This window comes from Pseudomonas sp. LS1212, assembly GCF_024741815.1.
Classification (GTDB): domain Bacteria; phylum Pseudomonadota; class Gammaproteobacteria; order Pseudomonadales; family Pseudomonadaceae; genus Aquipseudomonas.
This window is the reverse complement of the sequence record NZ_CP102951.1, coordinates 2,105,446-2,127,036: the sequence shown is the minus strand read 5'-3', so window position 1 is coordinate 2,127,036 and position 21,591 is coordinate 2,105,446. Positions and strand designations below refer to the sequence as shown.

20 protein-coding genes are annotated in these 21,591 nt (G+C 60.4%); 10 read left to right on the top strand and 10 right to left on the bottom strand.

The genetic code is table 11. The features are described 5' to 3' along the window. Window positions 1-35: 35 nt before the first annotated feature. Window positions 36-518 (bottom strand): GNAT family N-acetyltransferase, encoded by a 483-nt coding sequence (locus NVV94_RS10020; RefSeq protein WP_258447009.1) that lies wholly within the window; start codon window positions 516-518, stop codon window positions 36-38. 394 nt (window positions 519-912) lie between these two features. Between NVV94_RS10020 and NVV94_RS10015 the strand changes: the two genes are divergently transcribed. After that, the gene (locus tag NVV94_RS10015) at window positions 913-1,161 is read left to right on the top strand and encodes a hypothetical protein (RefSeq protein WP_258447008.1); all 249 of its coding nucleotides are present in this window, start codon (window positions 913-915) and stop codon (window positions 1,159-1,161) included. A gap of 42 nt (window positions 1,162-1,203) precedes the next feature. Here NVV94_RS10015 and cysG read toward each other — a convergent pair whose 3' ends face one another. From cysG to ftsK, 6 genes are read right to left on the bottom strand one after another with little or no spacing between them, the layout of a single operon-like run. After that, complete coding sequence (cysG, locus tag NVV94_RS10010) at window positions 1,204-2,598, bottom strand: siroheme synthase CysG (protein ID WP_258447007.1); 1,395 nt, start codon at window positions 2,596-2,598, stop codon at window positions 1,204-1,206. Continuing rightward, window positions 2,599-3,879, bottom strand: a complete 1,281-nt coding sequence (serS, locus tag NVV94_RS10005; RefSeq protein WP_258447006.1) for a serine--tRNA ligase — start codon at window positions 3,877-3,879, stop codon at window positions 2,599-2,601. Between the two features lie 16 nt (window positions 3,880-3,895). Beyond that, window positions 3,896-4,270, bottom strand: coding sequence for a fluoride efflux transporter CrcB (gene crcB / locus NVV94_RS10000; protein WP_258447005.1), 375 nt, complete (start codon window positions 4,268-4,270; stop codon window positions 3,896-3,898). After that, the gene (locus NVV94_RS09995; protein ID WP_258447004.1) at window positions 4,267-5,592 is read right to left on the bottom strand and encodes a replication-associated recombination protein A; all 1,326 of its coding nucleotides are present in this window, start codon (window positions 5,590-5,592) and stop codon (window positions 4,267-4,269) included. The genes crcB and NVV94_RS09995 overlap by 4 nt, the downstream gene beginning before the upstream one ends. Before the next feature lie 29 nt (window positions 5,593-5,621). Beyond that, window positions 5,622-6,245, bottom strand: a complete 624-nt coding sequence (gene lolA / locus NVV94_RS09990; RefSeq protein ID WP_258447003.1) for an outer membrane lipoprotein chaperone LolA — start codon at window positions 6,243-6,245, stop codon at window positions 5,622-5,624. A 58-nt stretch (window positions 6,246-6,303) separates the two neighbouring features. After that, window positions 6,304-8,706: a DNA translocase FtsK gene (ftsK, locus tag NVV94_RS09985; RefSeq protein ID WP_258447002.1), complete on the bottom strand. Its 2,403-nt coding sequence runs from the start codon at window positions 8,704-8,706 to the stop codon at window positions 6,304-6,306. Window positions 8,707-8,993: 287 nt separating this feature from the next. On the opposite strand from ftsK, the gene trxB reads away from it, so the two are divergent. From trxB to infA, 4 genes are all read left to right on the top strand, one after another. Continuing rightward, window positions 8,994-9,944 (top strand): thioredoxin-disulfide reductase, encoded by a 951-nt coding sequence (trxB, locus tag NVV94_RS09980; RefSeq protein ID WP_258447001.1) that lies wholly within the window; start codon window positions 8,994-8,996, stop codon window positions 9,942-9,944. Between the two features lie 89 nt (window positions 9,945-10,033). Continuing rightward, a complete protein-coding gene (gene aat, locus NVV94_RS09975) occupies window positions 10,034-10,714 on the top strand; it encodes a leucyl/phenylalanyl-tRNA--protein transferase (RefSeq protein ID WP_258447000.1) in 681 nt (226 codons plus the stop codon). Window positions 10,715-10,769: 55 nt separating this feature from the next. Further along, on the top strand, window positions 10,770-11,477 hold the full coding sequence (locus NVV94_RS09970) for an arginyltransferase (protein ID WP_258446999.1): 708 nt from the start codon (window positions 10,770-10,772) through the stop codon (window positions 11,475-11,477). A gap of 99 nt (window positions 11,478-11,576) precedes the next feature. Next, window positions 11,577-11,795: a translation initiation factor IF-1 gene (gene infA, locus NVV94_RS09965; protein ID WP_002553999.1), complete on the top strand. Its 219-nt coding sequence runs from the start codon at window positions 11,577-11,579 to the stop codon at window positions 11,793-11,795. Between the two features lie 184 nt (window positions 11,796-11,979). Here infA and clpA read toward each other — a convergent pair whose 3' ends face one another. Both clpA and clpS read right to left on the bottom strand, forming a co-directional pair. Continuing rightward, a complete protein-coding gene (gene clpA, locus NVV94_RS09960) occupies window positions 11,980-14,250 on the bottom strand; it encodes an ATP-dependent Clp protease ATP-binding subunit ClpA (RefSeq protein ID WP_258446998.1) in 2,271 nt (756 codons plus the stop codon). A 30-nt stretch (window positions 14,251-14,280) separates the two neighbouring features. Next, on the bottom strand, window positions 14,281-14,643 hold the full coding sequence (clpS, locus tag NVV94_RS09955) for an ATP-dependent Clp protease adapter ClpS (RefSeq protein ID WP_258446997.1): 363 nt from the start codon (window positions 14,641-14,643) through the stop codon (window positions 14,281-14,283). A 224-nt stretch (window positions 14,644-14,867) separates the two neighbouring features. Between clpS and cspD the strand changes: the two genes are divergently transcribed. Further along, window positions 14,868-15,128, top strand: coding sequence for a cold shock domain-containing protein CspD (gene cspD, locus NVV94_RS09950; RefSeq protein ID WP_309304285.1), 261 nt, complete (start codon window positions 14,868-14,870; stop codon window positions 15,126-15,128). Between the two features lie 77 nt (window positions 15,129-15,205). Here the strand turns inward: cspD and icd are convergent, their stop codons facing one another. Further along, entirely contained in the window at window positions 15,206-16,462 is a 1,257-nt protein-coding gene (icd, locus tag NVV94_RS09945; protein WP_258446996.1) for an NADP-dependent isocitrate dehydrogenase, read from the bottom strand. A gap of 485 nt (window positions 16,463-16,947) precedes the next feature. On the opposite strand from icd, the gene NVV94_RS09940 reads away from it, so the two are divergent. From NVV94_RS09940 to hflD, 4 genes are all read left to right on the top strand, one after another. Continuing rightward, complete coding sequence (locus tag NVV94_RS09940; RefSeq protein WP_258446995.1) at window positions 16,948-19,179, top strand: NADP-dependent isocitrate dehydrogenase; 2,232 nt, start codon at window positions 16,948-16,950, stop codon at window positions 19,177-19,179. Between the two features lie 132 nt (window positions 19,180-19,311). Then, window positions 19,312-19,755 carry an NUDIX hydrolase gene (locus NVV94_RS09935; RefSeq protein WP_258446994.1) on the top strand — a complete coding sequence of 148 codons (444 nt, stop codon included), beginning with the start codon at window positions 19,312-19,314 and terminating at the stop codon, window positions 19,753-19,755. A gap of 53 nt (window positions 19,756-19,808) precedes the next feature. Further along, window positions 19,809-20,942, top strand: coding sequence for a tRNA 2-thiouridine(34) synthase MnmA (gene mnmA / locus NVV94_RS09930; RefSeq protein WP_258446993.1), 1,134 nt, complete (start codon window positions 19,809-19,811; stop codon window positions 20,940-20,942). Continuing rightward, complete coding sequence (gene hflD / locus NVV94_RS09925) at window positions 20,939-21,559, top strand: high frequency lysogenization protein HflD (RefSeq protein ID WP_258446992.1); 621 nt, start codon at window positions 20,939-20,941, stop codon at window positions 21,557-21,559. Before mnmA ends, hflD begins: the two co-directional genes overlap by 4 nt. Window positions 21,560-21,591 lie beyond the last annotated feature (32 nt).

The following is a 21,591-nucleotide window of genomic DNA, read 5'->3' as shown; positions in this document are numbered from 1 at the left end:
CCCGCCAGGTCTTCCGACCTGGCGGGTACTGCTGCCTATAGCGGCTTGCACCATAGCTGCATGTAACCACGCCGAGCATCGAAGCGTGCCTGTTCGAATCCAGCCTTGCGATAGGCCACCTTGGCCGACTCGTTGTCCTCAAGCACCTCCAGCATCAATAAGCAGCACCCGCGTACTCTAGCGACCTGTTCCACCCGTTCGAGCAACTTGCGACTGATCCCCTGTCCTCTGGCGCTGGCTGTCACCACCACGTCATGCACATTGATCAGCGGCTGGCAGGCAAAGGTCGAAAAGCCTTCGAAACAATTAACCAGACCCACGGCGCATTCTCCCTGGAAAGCCAGAAAGCTGAAGGCATTAGTGCGCTTGGCCAACTCCCCGGCGACGCGCTCGCGCACATGCAAGGGCAAGGCTTCACCACCGCCTATGGGATCTTCAGCGTAATGATTGAGCAAATCACCAATGGCTCGGGCATGCACGGTGTTCAGGTAATCAGCCGGATGAATCTGCGTTTCCATGGGAAAAATCCTTGGTTCGTTTGTTTTGCGACGAGTTTAAGGATTCACCGGCGTGCAAAGAGCACGCACGCCGGATTTGGCTTTTTTCCGCGAAAAATACAGACATCTCCGACCTGCTGAGCGACATATTCCCACAGTTAAAATTAATTTAATGAGGTCTGCGCGACATGAACGAGAATCGGCTGATTGTGAGTTATGTGATCAAGCTTTGGTGAGCCTGCGACCGCATAGCGGTGCCAGGTCCCTCATTGGGCGTTTCGTCGGCCCGAGCCTCAGTTTCGCCAGGCTGTGTTATCACTGGGCATATTCATGGAACCATCGATCCACCGGATGATCTTCGGTGGCTCCACTGCGGGCACGGTTGACGGCCCTGAACAACAGCGAGGTTGATCTCATGAACACCTTTCACTGTGTCCATCGCAACTACACCATTACCACCTATGTCGAAGAACACCCCGGCATCCCCACGCCCTGGGCCGGCGGCTGCCTGATTACAGACCCGCAAGGGCACACCAGCAGGCGTTTGTCGCTACCGTTGAAAATGGCTTTTCTTTCCGAGCGGGACAAGGCCCTGCACGCGTCGATCGCCCATGGCAAATGGCTGGTCGACCAGCAACTGGACAAGGGTAAAACACTGTTCTGACGGATGGGCGCAGCCTCGAACAGCGGCTGTGCCCACCGTATTTCAGACGTTCTGCTGAGCGCCTTCGAACCAGGCCAGCTTCTCGCGAAGCTGGACCACTTCGCCGACGATCACCAGGGTCGGTGCATGGACTTCATGCTCCGCCACAAGCTTGGGCAGGTCGGCCAGGGTGCCGGTAAAGACCCGCTGGTTGACCGTGGTGCCCTGCTGAATCAATGCCGCTGGCGTGTCGGCGGCACGACCATGCCTGATCAGCTGCTCGCAGATGATCGGCAAGCCAATCAGCCCCATGTAGAACACCAGGGTCTGGGCAGGCGCGACCAGGTCGTTCCAGGGCAGATCGCTGGTGCCGTCTTTCAGGTGGCCGGTGACGAAGCGCACCGATTGTGCGTAGTCGCGATGGGTCAGCGGAATCCCGGCATACGCCGCGCAACCGCTGGCCGCGGTGATACCCGGCACCACCTGGAAGGGAATCCCATGGGCCGCCAGCTCTTCGATTTCCTCGCCACCACGGCCAAAGATGAACGGATCGCCACCCTTGAGCCGCAACACACGCTTGCCCTGTTTGGCGAGGTCCACCAGGTGCTGGTTGATCTCCTCCTGGGGCACGGCGTGATCGGCGCGCCGCTTGCCGACATAGACGCGCTCGGCATCGCGGCGGCACAGTTCGAGAATGGCTGGCGCGACCAAGCGGTCGTAAAGCACCACATCGGCCTGCTGCATCAGACGCAGGGCGCGGAAGGTCAGCAAATCCGGGTCGCCAGGACCTGCACCGACCAGATACACCTCGCCAGGCGCGTGGGGCGGCGCACCGTTGATCTTGTCTACCAGCAAGCGCTCCGCTTCGGCACCCTGCCCGGCCAGTTGGCGGTCAGCGATAGGGCCCTGGAAAACGTCTTCCCAGAACGCTCGACGCTGCTGCACATCCGGATACAGGTTTTTCACCTGACGCCGAAACCGCGCAGCCAGGCCGGCCAGTTCGCCATAGGCCGAAGGTATCCAGGTTTCCAGCTTGGCCCGGATCAGCCGCGCCAGCACCGGTGCATCGCCACCGCTGGAGACCGCCACCACCAAGGGTGAACGATCGACAATGGCCGGGAAGATCACCGTGCACAACGCCGGAGCATCGACCACGTTGACCGGCACGCAGCGGCGCTGGGCATCGGCAGAGACCTGGGCGTTGAGCGCCTGGTCATCGGTGGCCGCGATGATCAGTTGGCAACCATCGAGGTCGGCCTCCTGATAACCGCGAACCATGGCTTCTCCACCGCTGCGCTGCACCAACTCATCGAGCTGCGCTTCGATCTCGGGCGCAACCACGCGCAGCAAGGCGCCGGCGTCGGCCAACAGGCGAGACTTGCGCAAGGCAATCTCGCCGCCCCCCACAACCAGCACCCGGCTGCCACGCAGGTTATGAAACAGCGGTAGAAATTCCATTTAGCCGATGACCTCGAGGCCGCCCATGTACGGTTTGAGCACTTCCGGAATGCGGATCGAACCGTCGGCCTGCTGGTAGTTTTCCAGCACCGCAACCAGGGTACGTCCTACTGCCAGGCCCGAACCGTTGAGGGTGTGGACCAGCTCCGGCTTGCCGGTTTCCGGGTTGCGCCAGCGCGCCTGCATGCGCCGCGCCTGGAAGTCGCCGGTGTTGGAGCACGAAGAAATCTCGCGGTACTTGTCCTGGCTCGGCACCCAGACTTCCAGGTCATAGGTCTTGATGGCGCTGAAGCCCATGTCGCCGGTGCACAGGGCCAGTACCCGGTAAGGCAGCTCCAGCGCCTGCAGCACGCGTTCGGCGTTGGCAGTCAGGCTTTCCAGTGCTTCCATGGATTTGCCGGGCTCGACGATCTGGACCATCTCGACCTTGTCGAACTGGTGCTGACGGATCATGCCGCGGGTATCGCGACCCGAGGCACCGGCTTCGCTACGGAAGCACGGCGTGTGCGCGACCAGCTTGAGCGGCAGTTGCTTTGGATCGAGGATTTCGCCGGCCACGATGTTGGTCAGCGACACTTCGGCGGTCGGAATCAGGTACAGGTCAGCCTCGCCTTCGCGGCTGATCTTGAACAGGTCCGCCTCGAATTTCGGCAGCTGGCCGGTGCCTTGCAGCGCCGGGGCCTGCACCAGGTACGGGGTGTAGGCCTCTTCGTAGCCGTGCTCACTGACGTGCAGGTTGATCATGAACTGCGCGAGCGCGCGGTGCAGGCGGGCAATCGGGCCACGCAACAAGGCAAAGCGAGCACCGGACAATTTGGCAGCGGTTTCGAAATCCAGCCAGCCAAACTTCTCGCCCAGGGCAACGTGGTCCTGGATCGGGAAATCGAAGGTCGTCGGCGTGCCCCAACGGCGCACTTCGATGTTGGCGTCTTCGTCGTCGCCCACAGGTACCGACTCGTGCGGCAGGTTGGGAATGCCCAGCAGGATCGAATCCAGCTCGGCCTGAGTCTCGTCCAGCTCGACCTTGCCACGGTTCAATTCAGCCGCCATGCGATCGACGTCAGCCATCAGCGGAGCGATGTCTTCACCGCGCTGCTTGGCCTGACCGATGGATTTGGAGCGTGCATTGCGTTCGGCCTGCAGGTGTTCGGTGCGGGTCTGAACGTCCTTGCGACGGTTCTCCAGCGCGTCGATGCGCGCTACATCCAGGCTGAAGCCACGGGAGGCAAGGCGGTCCGCTACGTCCTGGAGTTGGCTACGTAACAGTTTGGAATCGAGCATGTCGGTCTCTCGTTTATCAAAGTTTGGTCAGGGACAGGCCGGCCCAGGTCGCGAGCAGCCCGCCGAATACGCTGACGGCGGTGTAGCCGAGCGCCAGAAGCACTTGCCCGCTTTCAAGCAGGCGCACCGTATCCAGTGAAAAGGATGAAAAAGTGGTCAAGCCGCCGAGAAAACCCGCGATCAGGCCCGCTCGGACCTCGACGGGCACTTCCGGGCGAAGCAGGAAAAGACCGTAAAGAAGGCCAATCAACAGGCAGCCGACAATATTAACGGCCAGCGTACCGACATAGAAGTGCCGTGGCCAGTTCGATGCGACCCAATTGACCGTGGCAAAACGCAGCAAGGTACCGGAAATACCCCCGGCAGCAACGGCAGTGACTATCCGAATCAAGGCCTTCTCCGTTGTCGGGGACTGCTGCGATCGAGTTCGGCCAGGTGCTTGAGCTTCTCGCCGATCTTCAACTCCAGGCCCCGGGGAACAGGTTGGTAGTAGTGGCGCGGCTCGAGTTGTTCAGGGAAATAGTCCTCACCGGCAGCGTACGCATCCGGCTCGTCGTGGGCGTAACGGTACTCTTCACCGTAGCCCAGTTGCTTCATCAGCCTGGTCGGCGCATTGCGCAGGTGCAACGGCACCTCCAGCGAGCCGTGTTCGGCGGCTTCACGCATGGCCGCCTTGAAGCCCATGTACACGGCATTGCTCTTCGGTGCACAGGCCAGGTAGACAATGGCCTGGGATACGGCCAGCTCACCTTCGGGGCTGCCCAGGCGCTCCTGCACGTCCCAGGCGGCCAGGCACAGGCTCAGGGCGCGCGGGTCGGCGTTGCCGATGTCTTCGCTGGCCATGCGCACGACGCGCCGGGCGATGTACAAGGGGTCGCAGCCGCCATCGAGCATGCGCGCGAACCAGTAGAGCGCGCCGTCGGGGTTGGAACCACGAACGGATTTGTGCAGCGCCGAGATCTGGTCGTAGAAGGCCTCACCGCCCTTGTCGAAACGCCGGCGCGTGTCACCGAGCAGGCTTTGCAACAGATCGACACCGATTTCACTGCCGTCTTCGGCCAGGTCCGAGGCATTCTCCAGCAGATTGAGCAGGCGCCGACCATCGCCATCGGCCGCCGCCAGGAGCATCTTGAAGCCCTCGTCGCCGAGGCTCAGCTGCCGCTTGCCCAACCCACGCTCCTCGCTCAGCGCACGCTGCACCAGCTTGTGCAGGGCGGCCTCGTCGAGGCTCTTGAGTACATAGACGCGCGCCCGCGACAACAAGGCGTTGTTCAACTCGAAGGACGGATTCTCGGTGGTTGCACCGATAAAGATCAGCGTGCCGTCTTCCACGTAAGGCAGAAAGGCATCCTGCTGGGACTTGTTGAAGCGATGCACTTCATCGACGAAGAGGATAGTCCGACGTCCGTACTGGCCCGCCTGCTGCTTGGCGATCTCGACCGCCTGGCGAATTTCCTTGACCCCGGCCAGTACTGCCGAAACCGTTTCGAAGTGCGCGTCGCAGAACTTGGCCAGCAACCGCGCCAGTGTGGTCTTGCCGACCCCGGGCGGGCCCCAGAAGATCATCGAGTGCAGGGCGCCCTGCTCCAGCGCTTCACGCAGGGGCTTGCCGCGCGCCAGCAGATGCTCCTGGCCAACGTACTCGTCCAGATTGGCCGGGCGCAGGCGCGCGGCCAGGGGCTGAGCGATCGGATCACTACGAAACAAGTCCATGGGTTGGATCTAACCTCTTATTCCAGGAGTTACTCCTGGATCACGTCCGCGCCTTTGGGAATATCGAACCTGAATTTGCTGGCGGCGATCGGTTCATTGGCTTTTACGCCGGTGAACAAAATGTTGGTGCGCTGGCCGACGCTGTCGATCAGTTGCATGTCATTGATCAGCCCGTTGCGAAACGACAGGCGCAAGGAGTCGAACAGGGTGTCCTTGGTTTTTGGCTTGAGCGTGAAATCGATCACGCCGCCGGCTTCCTTGGCGGAGATATCGAAACTCTGGCTGATCTTCGACACGTCACCGGACAACAACAAGGCCGGGGTCTGGGTCAGGCGCTGATCGAGGGTCTTGATAGTGACCTGCTCCAGGTCCGGGTCCCACAGCGAGACTTTCTTGCCATCGGAAACCATCAGTTGTTCCTGGGGTGCATCGGTATGCCAATTGAACATGCCCGGGCGCTGCAGTGCCATTTCGCCGGTGGTTTCCTGCAACTGCGTGCCGCTGCCATCGAGGGTCAATTGGGAGAACCGGGCAGTCAGGGTTTGCGACTTTTCCAGTAACTGGGTCAGGCGCGCCACATCCTTTTCATCGGCCTGGGCCGGGATAACGGAGAAAGCCAGAGCAGAGACCAACAACATGCGAATAAGGCGCATGGAATTCCTCATCAAAAATAAATGGGCCGGCCACCCCCAGGGCGGCCGGCAACCTCGATTAATCGCGCATCGGCCCTGGCGCAATCACTTCACGCGAGCCATTGGTGTTCATGGCCGTGACGACGCCGGCCATTTCCATGGCTTCAATCATGCGAGCGGCACGGTTGTAGCCGATCTTCAGCTTGCGCTGTACGGCCGAAATGGAGGCGCGGCGGCTTTCAAGAACGAACTGTACCGCCTCGTCATAGAGTGCGTCGGTTTCGCTGTCTTCACCGCCTTCGCCACCGCTGCTTTCAAAACCACTGCCGGCCTCTTCGACGCCATTGAGAATGTCGTCGTTGTATTCCGGTGCACCACGCAGTTTCCAGGCTTCGACCACCCGGTGAACCTCGTCATCGGAGACGAAGGCACCGTGGACACGGATCGGCAGGCTCGTGCCCGGTGGCATGTAGAGCATGTCACCGTGGCCCAGTAGTTGCTCGGCGCCACCCTGGTCGATGATGGTCCGGGAGTCGATCTTGCTCGACACCTGGAACGCCATGCGGGTCGGAATGTTGGCCTTGATCAGACCGGTGATCACGTCCACCGACGGACGCTGGGTCGCGAGGATCAGGTGGATACCGGCGGCACGGGCCTTCTGGGCGATACGGGCGATCAGCTCTTCGACCTTCTTGCCGACGATCATTATCATGTCGGCGAATTCATCCACCACCACCACGATGGTCGGCAACTTGTGCAATAGCGGCGCTTCGTCGTGAATACTTTCACGCTTGTACAAGGGATCTGTCAGCGGCGTGCCGGCATCGATGGCCTCCTTGACCTTGTGGTTGAAGCCCGACAGGTTACGTACGCCCATCTTCGCCATCAGTTTGTAGCGCCGCTCCATCTCCGCCACGCTCCAGCGCAGGGCGTTGGCGGCGTCCTTCATGTCGGTGACCACCGGGCACAGCAGGTGCGGAATGCCTTCGTAGATCGACAGCTCGAGCATTTTCGGGTCGATCATGATCAGCTTGGCGTCTTCGGGGCCCGACTTGAACAGGATCGACAGGATCATCGCGTTCACACCCACCGACTTACCGGAACCCGTAGTACCGGCCACCAGCAGGTGCGGCATCTTCGCAAGGTCGGTGATGACCGGCTTGCCGCCGATGTCATGGCCCAGGGCCAGGGTGACCGGCGACCTGGCCTCATCGAACTGCGGCGTCGACAGCACTTCGGAGAAGCGCACGATCTGGCGGTCTTCGTTGGGAATTTCGATACCGACCGTGGTCTTGCCCGGAATCACTTCAACGACGCGCACGCTGGTCACGGCCAGCGAGCGCGCCAGGTCCTTGGCCAGGTTGGAGATGCGGCTGACCTTTACGCCTGCAGCCGGCTGAATTTCGTAACGGGTAATGACCGGCCCCGGGTGAATCGAGTCGACCGAAACTTCGACGCCGAACTCCTTGAGCTTGATCTCCAGCAAGTGGCCAACACCGGCCAGTGACTCGGGCGAATAATTGACCTGTTTCTTCTCGGCAGGGTCGAGGATCGAAATCGGCGGCAGCGTGCCTTCGATGGCGCTGTCGACAAACAGCGGCGCCTGTTTCTCCTTCTGCACACGCTTGCTCGGCTCCGGCACCTTGGCCGGGGCCGGCATGATCACTGGCGGTATATGCTGCTCGCGCTCGGTAATGTGCCTGGCCAGCGACGGCTCGCGCTCGATGATGCGTTCCTTGACCTTGACCTGCTCGCGGCGGTCCGGCGCTGCCGGGGCCGTTACCTCGTGGACGCGCTCATCGACTTCACGCAGCTGCGCCACCAGTTGCTTGCGTTCGTTGCGCGCGGCCCACCAGCGGTTGGCCGCGCCCTGAAGCAGCTCGAACAGGTCCAGAGTGATCTTGCCGGTGACATCCATCACTTTGAACCAGGAGAGGTCGGCGAAAACCGTCAGGCCGAACAGGAACAGGGCAATGAACATCAGCGTGCTGCCCTGGATATTCAACGCATTACGCGCCAGGTCGCCGAGGCTTTCCCCCAGCGCGCCACCCGCCGAGGCCGGCAGGCTGGGCGCCGAGTGAAAGTGGATGTGCGCCAGCGCAGCGCCGGACAGCACCAGGAACACCAGCCCGATCAAGCGCCAGGAAAACAGCCAGCCGCTCCACTGCCACGGCTCGTGGCGCTGACGAAAGATCTGCCAGGTCTTGACGGCCAGCAGCAGCGGGAAGACATAGGCGAAATACCCCAGGACCATGAACAGGATATCGGCGAACCAGGCACCGGCCCGGCCGGCGGCGTTCTGCACCTGATCGACATTGCTGGTATGGCTGAAGCCCGGGTCGGCCTGGTCATAGGTCAGCAACGCCATCCACAGGTACAGGCAAAGAGCCCCCATGGCGATCAACGCACCTTCCTTGAGCCGGTAGTGCAGCTGCTGACGCCATAGCGGAACGGGATTGGATGTAGCGGTGGATTTCTTCAAAACGCGTCTTTTCCTGCGCTGGTAGCGCGTCCAACTGTTGATTGACGATGAAAATACTGCCCTTGCAGGTCAGGTGAAAAGTGAATCAACGACTACTTTTAACATACTGCCGGATCTCTTGAAGCTCCCGGGCCACAGCCCCGGCTCGAGGCCACCTGGCATTGTACGGGTTTGCCTCTGCGATGCCACGCTAGAGCGGCCTCGGTGAAGCATAGCCGACAGCAGCTTCCCGCTCCCAATTTGAGCATGCATTCTCTTTTGTGACAAAGGCTTATGAGGTGTTTTTCATGACGCAGACAAAGCATTCACGCCTGATCATCCTCGGTTCCGGCCCTGCCGGTTACAGCGCTGCCGTCTATGCTGCCCGCGCCAACCTCAAACCCGTCGTGATCACCGGGATGGAAGCGGGAGGTCAATTGACCACCACCATTGAAGTCGACAACTGGCCCGGCGACGTCGAGGGACTCACCGGCCCGGTGCTGATGGAACGCATGCAAAAACACGCCGAGCGCTTCGACACCCAGATCGTCTACGACCACATTCACACGGCAGAGTTGCAGCAGCGTCCGTTCAGGTTGCACGGCGACAATGGCATTTACACCTGTGATGCAGTGATCATTGCCACCGGCGCCTCGGCGCAGTACCTGGGGCTGCCGTCGGAGCAAGCCTTTTCCGGCAAGGGCGTCTCGGCCTGCGCTACCTGCGACGGGTTCTTCTATCGCAACCAGGTGGTGGCGGTGATCGGTGGCGGCAATACCGCGGTCGAAGAAGCCCTGTATCTGTCCAACATCGCAACCGAAGTCCATCTGGTGCACCGGCGCGACAAGCTCCGGGCCGAGAAAATCCTCCAGGACAAGCTGTTCGAAAAAGCCAGTCACGGCAATATCGTCCTGCACTGGAACCAGACCGTGGACGAGGTCCTGGGCGATGCCAGTGGCGTTACCGGTGCCCGCCTGATCAACACACAGACAGGCGCGACCCAGGACCTGAAACTTTCCGGCGTATTCATCGCCATCGGCCACAAACCCAACACCGATATTTTCCAGGGGCAACTGGAGATGCGTAATGGCTATCTGATCGTCAAGGGCGGCAGCGAAGGCGATGCCACTTCCACCGGCATACCAGGCGTGTTCGCCGCAGGCGATGTAGCCGACCATGTTTATCGCCAGGCGGTCACTTCTGCCGGCGCGGGATGCATGGCCGCACTCGATGCCGAGAAGTTTCTCGACGACAATTGACCAGGTGGCCCAGTGCAGGCGGTCCACATATGGTCCACTGGCGCCGGGTCGTATACCCTCCCCTCTTCCCCTTTTCCCGTTCGAATCCCATGCTGACCTGGCTCAATCGCGAAACCCTGACCTTTCCTGCGCTGGAAAAAGCCCTGCGCGAACCCAATGGCCTGCTGGCCGCCGGCGGCGACCTGAGCGCCGAGCGCCTGGTCCAGGCTTATCGTCACGGCTGCTTCCCCTGGTATCAGGAAGGCCAGCCGATTCTCTGGTGGTCGCCCGACCCACGGACGGTGCTGTTCCCGGAGGAGCTGCATGTTTCCCGCAGCCTTGGAAAAGTGCTGCGCCAACAACGTTATCGGGTCACCTTCGACCGGGATTTCGCCGCCGTGATTCACGCCTGCGCAGCGCCTCGCCCTTATGCCGACGGCACCTGGATTACCGACAACATGCAGGCCGCCTATCTGAAACTGCACCAACAGGGCTTCGCGCATTCGGTCGAAGTCTGGGACCGCGACGAGCTGGTCGGCGGCCTCTATGGCCTGGCCATGGGTCGGCTGTTCTTTGGCGAGTCCATGTTCAGCCGTGCCGACAACGCATCGAAAGTGGGTTTCGTGACCCTGGTCACCCATTTGCAAGCGTCCGGCTTTGTCATGATCGATTGCCAGATGCCGACCGAACACCTGCACAGCTTCGGCGCCCGCGCTATTTCCCGGCAAGCCTTCGCCGAGCACTTGCAGAACTACCTCGACCAGCCCAACTCAGCCACCTGGGTTTGCTAGGCGAGTTGCCACGGCTGGCTTACACTTATTTAAAGGCACATCCCGAGGGTTGATCATGACTGAGCTGGCGCGACTGAAGTTTTATGCCACTCAACCCCATTCGTGCAGCTATCTGCCCGAAGAACAGGCAACGACGTTGTTTCTCGATCCCAGCCAGCCGATGGATGTGAACGTCTATGCCGACCTGTCCGAAATGGGGTTCCGGCGTAGCGGCGATCACCTGTATCGCCCCCATTGCCAGCACTGCAATGCCTGCGTGCCGGCCCGTATCCCTGCTGCCCGGTTTCTGCCGAACCGCCAACAAAAACGCATTCTCAAGCGCAATGCCGACATCCAGGTCACCGCCGCTCGCCCGGCATTCAGCGAAGAATATTTCGACCTGTACCGGCGCTACATTGAACAGCGCCATGCCGACGGCGACATGTACCCGCCCAGCCGGGATCAGTTCTCGACCTTCCTGGTACGCGACCTGCCTTTCTCCCGTTTTTACGAGTTTCGGATCGACGGCCGCCTGGTCGCCGTCGCCGTCACCGACCTGCTGCCCAACGGCATTTCAGCGGTCTATACCTTCTACGAGCCCAATGAAGAACGTCGCAGCCTCGGTCGCTACTGCATCCTCTGGCAGATCACCGAAGCCTTGCGCCTGGGCCTGGAAGCCGTCTATCTCGGCTACTGGATCAAGAACTGCAAAAAGATGAACTACAAGACCCAATACCGCCCCATCGAGCTGCTTATCAACCAACGATGGGTCGCGCTGAACTGAAGCCCTTGGCTTGACCCCCACTTTTCGGGCACAATGCACGCCGCTTTTGCCTGGCGCAGTTGCACCGGGCCATTAACTGGACACCGAGGGCTTTACTGCATGTCGAAAGAAGACAGCTTCGAAATGGAAGGCACTGTCGTCGACACCCTGCCCAACACCATGTTTCGTGTGGAGTTGGAAAATGGGCACGTCGTAACCGCGCACATCTCCGGTAAGATGCGCAAGAACTACATCCGTATTCTGACCGGTGACAAGGTGCGCGTTGAACTGACGCCCTATGACTTGAGCAAAGGGCGCATTACTTATCGCGCTCGTTAAGTAGTACCAACGAAAACGCCCGGCAGATGCCGGGCGTTTTTGTGTGGGCGGTACAAATTGGAGCTTTGGGTGACTTGTGGGAGCTGGCTTGCCAGCGATTGCATCACCGCAACGCTTCAGACAAACCGCGTCGCTCGCATCGCAGGCAAGCGGAACGCCGCCCGGCCTGCTCCCACAGAGGCCGTCAGGCCATTTCGGCCGTGGTTTCGAACTCGAACGTCAGTTCGCCATCCTTGATGTCGATGTGCACCACACCGCCATGCTCGGCCAACTCGCCAAACAGGATTTCCTCGGCCAGCGGACGCTTGATCTTGTCCTGGATCAAACGCGCCATCGGCCGCGCACCCATCTGTGCATCGTAACCACCGGCCGCCAGCCAGCCTCTGGCCGCATCTGTCACCTCAAGCAGCACGCGCTTGTCTTCCAGTTGCGCCTGCAGCTCGATAAGGAACTTGTCCACCACGCTCTTGATGACCTCATGGCTGAGGCGACCGAATTGAATGATGGTGTCCAGGCGGTTACGGAACTCCGGCGTGAAGCTCTTCTTGATCACTTCCATGGCATCGGAAGAGTGATCCTGATGGGTGAAACCGATCGAAGCCCGCGCAGCGGTTTCCGCACCGGCATTGGTGGTCATGATCACGATCACATTGCGGAAGTCCGCCTTGCGCCCGTTGTTGTCAGTCAGGGTCCCGTGATCCATCACCTGCAGCAGCAGGTTGAAGACTTCCGGGTGCGCCTTCTCGATCTCATCGAGCAGCAGCACGCAATGCGGCTGCTTGGTGATCGCCTCGGTGAGCAAGCCGCCCTGATCGAAACCGACGTAACCCGGAGGCGCACCGATCAGACGCGAAACGGTATGACGCTCCATGTACTCGGACATGTCGAAACGCACCAGTTCCACCCCGAGAGCCTTGGCCAACTGCCGCGCTGCCTCGGTTTTACCCACCCCGGTAGGGCCGGCGAACAGGAACGAACCCACAGGCTTGTCAGGCGACTTCAGGCCGGCGCGTGACAGCTTGATGGCCGTGGCCAGCGAGTCGATCGCAGCATCCTGACCGAACACGGTGAGCTTCAGGTCGCGCTCGAGGTTACGCAGCAGTTCCTTGTCGGAGCTGGTGACATGCTTGGGCGGAATACGCGCGATTTTCGCGACAATGTCTTCGACGTGAGGCACTTCGATACGCTTGACCCGCATTTCGACAGGCTGCAGGCGCTGATAGGCACCGGCTTCGTCGATCACATCGATCGCCTTGTCCGGCATGTGCCGGTCATTGATGTAGCGCGAAGCCAGCTCGGCCGCTGCACGCAGCGCCTCGTCGCTGTATTCGATGTTGTGGTGCGCCTCGAAACGCCCCTTGAGCCCGCGCAGGATGCCCACGGTGTCTTCCACCGACGGCTCGCTGACATCGACCTTCTGGAAGCGCCGGGCCAAAGCCCGATCCTTCTCGAAAATCCCGCGAAACTCCTGGAACGTGGTCGAACCGATGCAGCGGATATCGCCCGAAGACAACAGCGGCTTGAGCAGGTTGGAGGCATCCATCACGCCACCGGAAGCCGCACCGGCACCGATAATGGTGTGAATTTCGTCGATGAATAGGATGGCCTGCGGACGCTTGCGCAGTTCGTTGAGCAGCGCCTTGAAGCGCTTCTCGAAGTCACCGCGGTACTTGGTACCGGCCAGCAGAGCACCCAGGTCGAGGGAGTAGACGACACTGTTGGCCAACAGGTCCGGGACCTGATTGTCGACGATGCGCTTGGCCAGGCCTTCGGCGATGGCGGTCTTGCCGACCCCGGCCTCACCGACCAGCAAAGGGTTGTTCTTGCGCCGACGGGCGAGGATCTGCGCAACCCGCTCGACCTCGCTTTCACGACCCACCAGCGGGTCTATGCGACCCTGGCGCGCAAGCTCATTGAGGTTGCTCGCATAGGCGTCCAGTGGATTGCCCGAAGAAGAAGACTCACCGCCCTCGTCGTCCTGCATATCTTGCTCACCCTCGGAGTGCTCGCCATGCCCTGGCACCTTGGAAATCCCGTGAGCGATGTAATTGACCACATCGATCCGGGCCACGCTCTGCTGCTTGAGCAGAAACACAGCCTGGCTCTCCTGCTCACTGAAGATTGCCACCAGCACGTTGGCACCGGTGACCTCACGTTTGCCCGAGCTCTGTACATGAAAGACAGCACGTTGCAGCACACGCTGAAAGCCCAGGGTTGGCTGGGTTTCGCGATCCTCGTCATGAAGGGGGATCAACGGCGTGGTGGAGTCGATGAACTCCTGCAGGTCGTGCTTGAGTTTGTCGAGGTTTGCGCCGCATGCACGCAAAACGGTGGCGGCTGCCTCATTATCCAATAGAGCCAGCAGGAGATGCTCCACGGTCATGAACTCATGACGCTTGGAGCGCGCCTCCTTGAAGGCGAGATTGAGGGTGACTTCGAGCTCGCGGTTTAACATAGCTTCACCTCATACCCAAGTGGTCGGCGATTAACCGTCCTTCTCGATTTCACAGAGTAGCGGATGCTGGCTTTCCCTGGCGTATTGGTTGACCTGCATGGCCTTCGTCTCGGCGATGTCGCGGGTAAACAATCCACATACTGCCCGCCCTTCGGTATGGACGGCCAGCATGACCTTGGTCGCCAGCTCGCGATTCAGGTTAAAAAACACCTCGAGCACTTCGACGACGAAATCCATCGGTGTGTAGTCATCATTAAACAAAACCACCTTGTACATCGGCGGAGCCTGCAGTGCCGGCTTGGCCTCCTGTACGGCCAGGCCGGCTGAATCGTCCTCATGCGATTGCGGGCGATCCTGATTGAATGTTAGTCGAATCTGGCTGAATGCATGCATGGAAAGAAGGTTCATCGTTGAGCAAATAGGGTTGTGGGTTTTGACCGTGTGACCGATTTCAACTCGGCCGCTGCATGACCTTGACTATCGGCAAAACGGTGTTACAAACAATAGAACCCACATTGGGTAATAAAGATCCGCCCAGTCAACCATTTTTTGCGGTTCGGATGCGGATGTAGTGGATGATACTCCAGTGATGGAGTCCTTTGCAGAGGGATATGAGCATGGCACGTGGTAAGGTCAAGTGGTTCAACAATGCCAAAGGCTATGGCTTCATCAATGAGGAGGGTAAAAGCGAAGACCTCTTTGCTCATTACTCCGCCATCAAGATGGACGGCTACAAGACGCTCAAGGCCGGCCAGGCCGTGACCTTCGAGATTGTCCAGGGCCCCAAGGGCCTGCATGCCGTCAATATCTATGACGCCGCCCTTGCACCCGCCACGCCAACCACTGCCGAGTCACAGGGCGACCAGGTTTCAGCCTAGACCGCAGCGTTTGCGTAACTAACGGATATAAAAAAACCGACCAATTGCTTGGCCGGTTTTTCGTGCTGCCTGCTCGCTTACATGTGCTTGATCAGCGCATCACCGAAGCCAGAGCTGGAAACCAGCGTGGCGCCTTCCATCAGACGTTCGAAGTCATAGGTCACGGTCTTGGCCGAGATAGCGCCGTTGGTGCCCTTGATGATCAGGTCGGCCGCTTCGGTCCAGCCCATGTGACGCAGCATCATCTCGGCAGAGAGGATGACCGAGCCCGGGTTGACCTGGTCCTTGCCGGCGTATTTCGGCGCGGTACCGTGGGTCGCCTCGAACATGGCAACGGTGTCCGACAGGTTGGCGCCCGGCGCGATACCGATACCGCCTACTTCTGCAGCCAGTGCGTCGGACAGGTAGTCGCCATTCAGGTTCAGGGTCGCAATCACGTCGTATTCGGCCGGACGCAGCAGGATCTGTTGCAGCATGGCGTCGGCGATGGCGTCCTTGACGATGACGTTCTTGCCGGTTTTCGGGTTCTTGAACTGCATCCACGGCCCACCGTCGAGCAGCTCGGCACCGAATTCGTTCTTGGCGATTTCGTAGCCCCAATCCTTGAAGGCACCTTCGGTGAACTTCATGATGTTGCCTTTGTGCACGATGGTCAGCGAGTCGCGATCGTTATCGACAACATACTGCAGGGCCTTGCGCACCAGGCGCTGGGTGCCTTCCCTGGAAACCGGCTTGACGCCGATGCCGCAGTCCTGGTCGAAACGGATCTTGGTAACGCCCATTTCTTCTTTCAGGAACTTGATGATCTTCTGCGCTTCAGGCGAGCCGGCCTTCCACTCGATCCCGGCGTAAATGTCTTCGGAGTTTTCGCGGAAGATGACCATGTCCACGTCGCCTGGCTTCTTCACCGGGCTCGGTACGCCTTCGAACCAGACGACAGGACGCAGGCAGACATACAGGTCCAGCTGCTGGCGCAGCGCCACGTTCAGCGAGCGGATACCGCCACCGACCGGCGTGGTCAGCGGCCCCTTGATGGATACGACGTAGTCTTTTACCGCATCGAGGGTTTCCTGGGGCAGCCAGGTGTCCTGGTCGTAGACCTGGGTGGCCTTTTCGCCCGCATAGACTTCCATCCAGGAAATCTTGCGCTTGCCGCCGTAGGCTTTCTCGACCGCGGCATCCACGACCTTGATCATGACCGGGGTGACATCGACGCCGATGCCGTCACCCTCGATGAATGGAATGATGGGCTGATCAGGAACATTGAGAGAATGGTCTGCGTTGACGGTGATTTTGTCGCCGACCGCTGGAACCTTGATTTTCTGGTATCCCATGCTGCACTCCGTTTGGTGTTATTAAACTTAATCGCAGCCTTCGAGCGTAACCCAGTTATATGGCGACTGGAACCACATGTTCTATTGTCCGACACTCGACGTGTACGCTGATCGCCCACTACTCATGAGGAATCGGCCAAAACACAGGAGCAGGCGGCCACACTAACGTACAATAGCGACCGCGCTTTAGACCAATGGACAACGATTCCCGTGCTCCCTACATGGTAATTATTCTCCTGACCAGTGGTATACTGTCGCAGGTGACCACTGGGTCACCACGGCCGATTCGCCTCGATTGAGGCCCCGGCCATACGAAAAGGCCGAGCTGTTACCGCAGCTCAGCCGCTTGACGCTCTACTGATGTACCCCACATCACCGCGAAGAAGCCTCGACTTTCGGCTCATTGACGACTTTGAAACGAAAGCGCCTACCCTGCGCATCTCGAGATTCTGTGCACGCTCAGCAAAGAGAGAGTTAATCCGATAATGCCAACCCGTTCGAAGATCATCTACACCTTCACTGACGAAGCCCCCGCCCTCGCCACCTACTCGCTGCTACCCATCATCGAAGCCTTCACGGCATCGGCTGACATCTCCGTAGAAACCCGCGACATCTCTTTGGCAGGACGCATTCTCGCCAGCTTCCCGGAACACCTGGGTGCTGACAAATCGGTACCGGACCACCTCGCAGAACTCGGCGCCCTGGCCATCACGCCAGAAGCCAACATCATCAAGTTGCCCAACATCAGCGCCTCGGTGCCACAACTCAAGGCAGCCATCAAGGAACTGCAAGCGCAGGGCTTTGACATCCCGGACTACCCGGAAGCGCCTGCCAGTGACGCCGACAAGGACGCCAAGGCCCGCTACGACAAGATCAAGGGCAGCGCCGTGAACCCGGTTCTGCGCGAAGGCAACTCCGATCGTCGCGCACCGCTGTCGGTCAAGAACTACGCCCGCAAGCACCCGCACAAAATGGGCGCCTGGAGCGCTGACTCCAAGTCGCACGTTGCGCACATGAACAACGGTGACTTCTACGGCAGCGAAAAAGCTGCCCTGATCAGCAGCAATGACAACGTCAAGATCGAACTGATCGCTCGGGATGGCACCGCCACCGTCCTGAAAGAAAAAACCGCCGTGCTGGCAGGTGAGATCATCGATTGCGCGGTCATGAGCAAAAAAGCCCTGCGCAGCTTCATCGCAGAGCAGATCATCGATGCGAAAAGCCAGGGCGTACTGTTCTCCGTACACCTGAAAGCGACCATGATGAAGGTCTCCGACCCGATCATGTTCGGCCAGATCGTTGCCGAGTTCTATCAGGATGCGCTGAGCAAGCACGCCGATGTACTGAACGAGATCGGCTTCAACCTGAACAACGGTATCGGCGACCTGTACGCCCGCATCAAGGCGCTGCCAGCCGAGCAACAAGCGCAAATCGAAGCTGACATCCAGGCCGTGTACGCCGTGCGCCCTGCCCTGGCGATGGTCAACTCCGACAAAGGCATCACCAACCTGCACGTACCGAGCGACGTCATCGTCGACGCCTCGATGCCGGCAATGATCCGTGACTCCGGCAAGATGTGGGGCACCGACGGCCAACTGCACGACGCCAAGGCGATCATTCCGGACCGCTGCTACGCCACCATCTACCAGGCTGTCATCGAAGACTGCAAGCAACACGGCGCCTTCGATCCGACCACCATGGGCAGCGTGCCGAACGTCGGCCTGATGGCACAAAAAGCCGAAGAGTACGGCTCGCACAACAAGACCTTCCAGATCAAGACCGACGGCGTCGTCCGCGTTAGCGACGGCGCAGGCAAACCGCTGCTGGAACAGAACGTCGAAGCCGGCGACATCTTCCGCATGTGCCAGACCAAGGACGCGCCGATCCAGGACTGGGTCAAGCTCGCCGTCAACCGCGCACGCGCCAGCAGCACCCCGGCCGTGTTCTGGCTCGACCCGATGCGCGCCCACGACGGTGTCATGATCGAGAAGGTCCAGCAGTACCTGAAGGATCACGACACTTCAGCCCTGGACATCCGCATCATGTCGCCGGTCGACGCCATGGCGTTCTCCCTGTCGCGCATCCGTGCAGGCAAAGACACCATCTCGGTTACCGGTAACGTACTGCGCGACTATCTGACCGACCTGTTCCCGATCATGGAACTGGGCACCAGCGCCAAGATGCTGTCGATCGTGCCGCTGATGAATGGCGGTGGCCTGTTCGAAACCGGCGCCGGCGGTTCGGCACCCAAGCACGTCCAGCAACTGCTCGAAGAAAACTTCCTGCGCTGGGACTCGCTGGGTGAGTTCCTGGCCCTGGCAGCCTCGCTCGAGCACCTGGGCAATACCTGCGGCAACCCGAAAGCCCTTGTTCTGGCCAAGACTCTCGACCAGGCAACCGGTCAGTTCCTGGACAACAACAAATCGCCTTCGCGCAAAGTCGGCAACATCGACAACCGCGGCAGCCACTTCTACCTGGCGCTGTACTGGGCCCAGGCACTGGCCGCCCAAACCGAAGACGCTGCCCTGCAAGCGCAGTTCAACCCATTGGCCAAAGCCCTGACCGAGAATGAAGCGACCATCGTCGCCGAGCTCAATGCCGTCCAGGGCAAGCCAGTGGACATCGCCGGCTACTACAGCACCAACCCGGAGCTGACCAGCAAAGTCATGCGCCCTAGCGCAACCTTCAACGCGGCGATCGCTGCGCTGGTTGCATAAGGCACAGGCAAGCAGGCGTCTGCGGACGCCGTAACACCAGAAACCCCGGCCACACACCGGGGTTTCTGCTTTCTGAAAACAGTGCCTGCCGCTGGTATGATTTCTCCATTACCTGAAAGATCGAGCGTCTCTATGGATTGGCTTCCCCACATTACCGTGGCCACGATTGTCGAAGACCAGGGCCGCTTCCTCCTGGTCGAAGAGCTCAAGGGCGGCCGCACCGTGCTCAACCAGCCCGCCGGCCATCTGGATCCCGACGAAAGCCTGATCGAGGCCGCCGTGCGCGAAACCCTCGAAGAAACCGGCTGGGACGTCGAGCTCATCGGAGTCGTCGGCATCTACCTGTATACTGCACCGAGCAATGGCGTGACCTACCAGCGCGTGTGCTTTGCCGCCAAGGCGCTGCACCATCACCCTGAACGCACGCTGGACGACGGCATCATCGGCGCGTGCTGGCTGACCCGCGAGGAAATCGTCGAGCAGCGCGAGCGCTGGCGCAGCGAACTGCTGCTGCGCTGCGTAGACGATTATCTCGACGGCCCGCTGCACAGCCTGTCGCTGATCCGCGAGCGCTAAAGGCCACACCCTGATAGAATCTCGTCCTTTTTCCAGACACACATCGAATCCCTATGCGTGAACCAGCTGCTCTTCACCCAGAAACGAAACGCGTGATCGTCGGCATGTCCGGCGGCGTTGACTCTTCGGTTTCCGCCCTCCTGCTGATGGAGCAGGGCTATCAGGTGGAAGGCCTGTTCATGAAGAACTGGGAAGAAGACGACGGCACCGAGTACTGCACCGCCCGCGAAGACCTGGCTGACGCCCAGGCCGTGTGCGACCGTATCGGCATCAAGCTGCATACCGCCAATTTCGCCGCCGAGTACTGGGACAACGTCTTCGAGCATTTCCTGGCCGAATACAAGGCCGGGCGCACGCCCAACCCGGACATCCTCTGCAACCGCGAAATCAAGTTCAAGGCTTTCCTCGACTACGCCCTGATGCTCGGCGCCGACCTGATCGCCACCGGCCACTATGTGCGCCGCCGCGACATCGACGGTCGCACCGAACTGCTCAAGGGCCTGGATCCGAACAAGGACCAGAGCTATTTCCTGCACGCCGTCGGTGGCGAGCAGATCGCTCGCACCCTGTTTCCGGTCGGCGAACTGGAAAAGCCCGAGGTTCGCGCCATCGCCGAGAAACACGGCCTGGCCACCGCCAAGAAAAAGGACTCGACCGGCATCTGCTTCATCGGCGAGCGTCGCTTCAGCGATTTCCTCAAGCAGTACCTGCCGGCCCAGCCGGGCGAGATCAAGACCACCGAAGGCGAAGTCATCGGCCGCCATCACGGCCTGATGTACCACACCATCGGCCAACGCCAGGGCCTGGGCATCGGCGGCTTGAAGGATGCCGGCGACGAACCCTGGTACGTGCTGGTCAAGGACCTGGAACACAACGAACTGATCGTCGGCCAGGGCAACAACCACCCATGGTTGTTCTCCCGCGCCCTGCTCGCCTCGGAGATTTTCTGGGTCAACCCGATCGACCTGAGCAGCCCGCGCCGCCTGACCGCCAAGGTCCGCTATCGCCAGGGCGACCAGCACTGCACCCTGGAACAGACCGCCAACGGTTATCGTACAGTCTTCGATGAACCGCAACGGGCGGTGACACCCGGGCAATCAGTGGTGTTCTACGACGGCGAAGTGTGCCTGGGCGGTGGCGTCATCGAAGCTGCAGAACCCTGGAGCAGCAAGGAATCCAACGCATGAACCCGCTTCAAGAGCAATTGATTGCCCTGGGCGGCGTATTCCAGGCCGCCGTGCTGGTCGACCGTATCGCCAAGACCGGCCAGGTCAGTGAAGCAGCCCTGGGCTGCATGCTTGGCAGCCTGCTGATCCGCGACCCCAAGGACACCCTGGAGGTTTTCGGCGGCGACGACCTGAACCTGCGTGATGGCTACCGCGCCCTGGTCAGCGCCCTGGAACGCGATCCGAACACCTTGCAGCGCGAGCCGCTGCGCTACGCCCTGTCGATGCTGGGCCTTGAGCGACAACTGGCCAAGCGTGGCGAAATGCTCGACATGATCGGCAAGCGCCTGCCGCAGATCCAGTCCCAGGTCGAACATTTCGGCCTGGTTCACGAAAACGTCATCGCCGCCAGCGGCGCACTTTACCAGGACACCCTCAGCACCTTGCGCCAGCGCATTCAGGTGCATGGCGACATGCGCCAGCTGCAGCAACCCAGCAACGCCTCGAAGATCCGCGCCCTGCTCTTGGCCGGCATCCGCTCGGCACGCCTGTGGCGACAGCTTGGCGGTCATCGCTGGCAGCTGGTCGTCAGCCGGCGCAAGCTGCTCAAAGAACTTTATCCGATGATGCGTGGCTGATTTTGAAGGTACCCCCGGGGGTGCCAGCGATA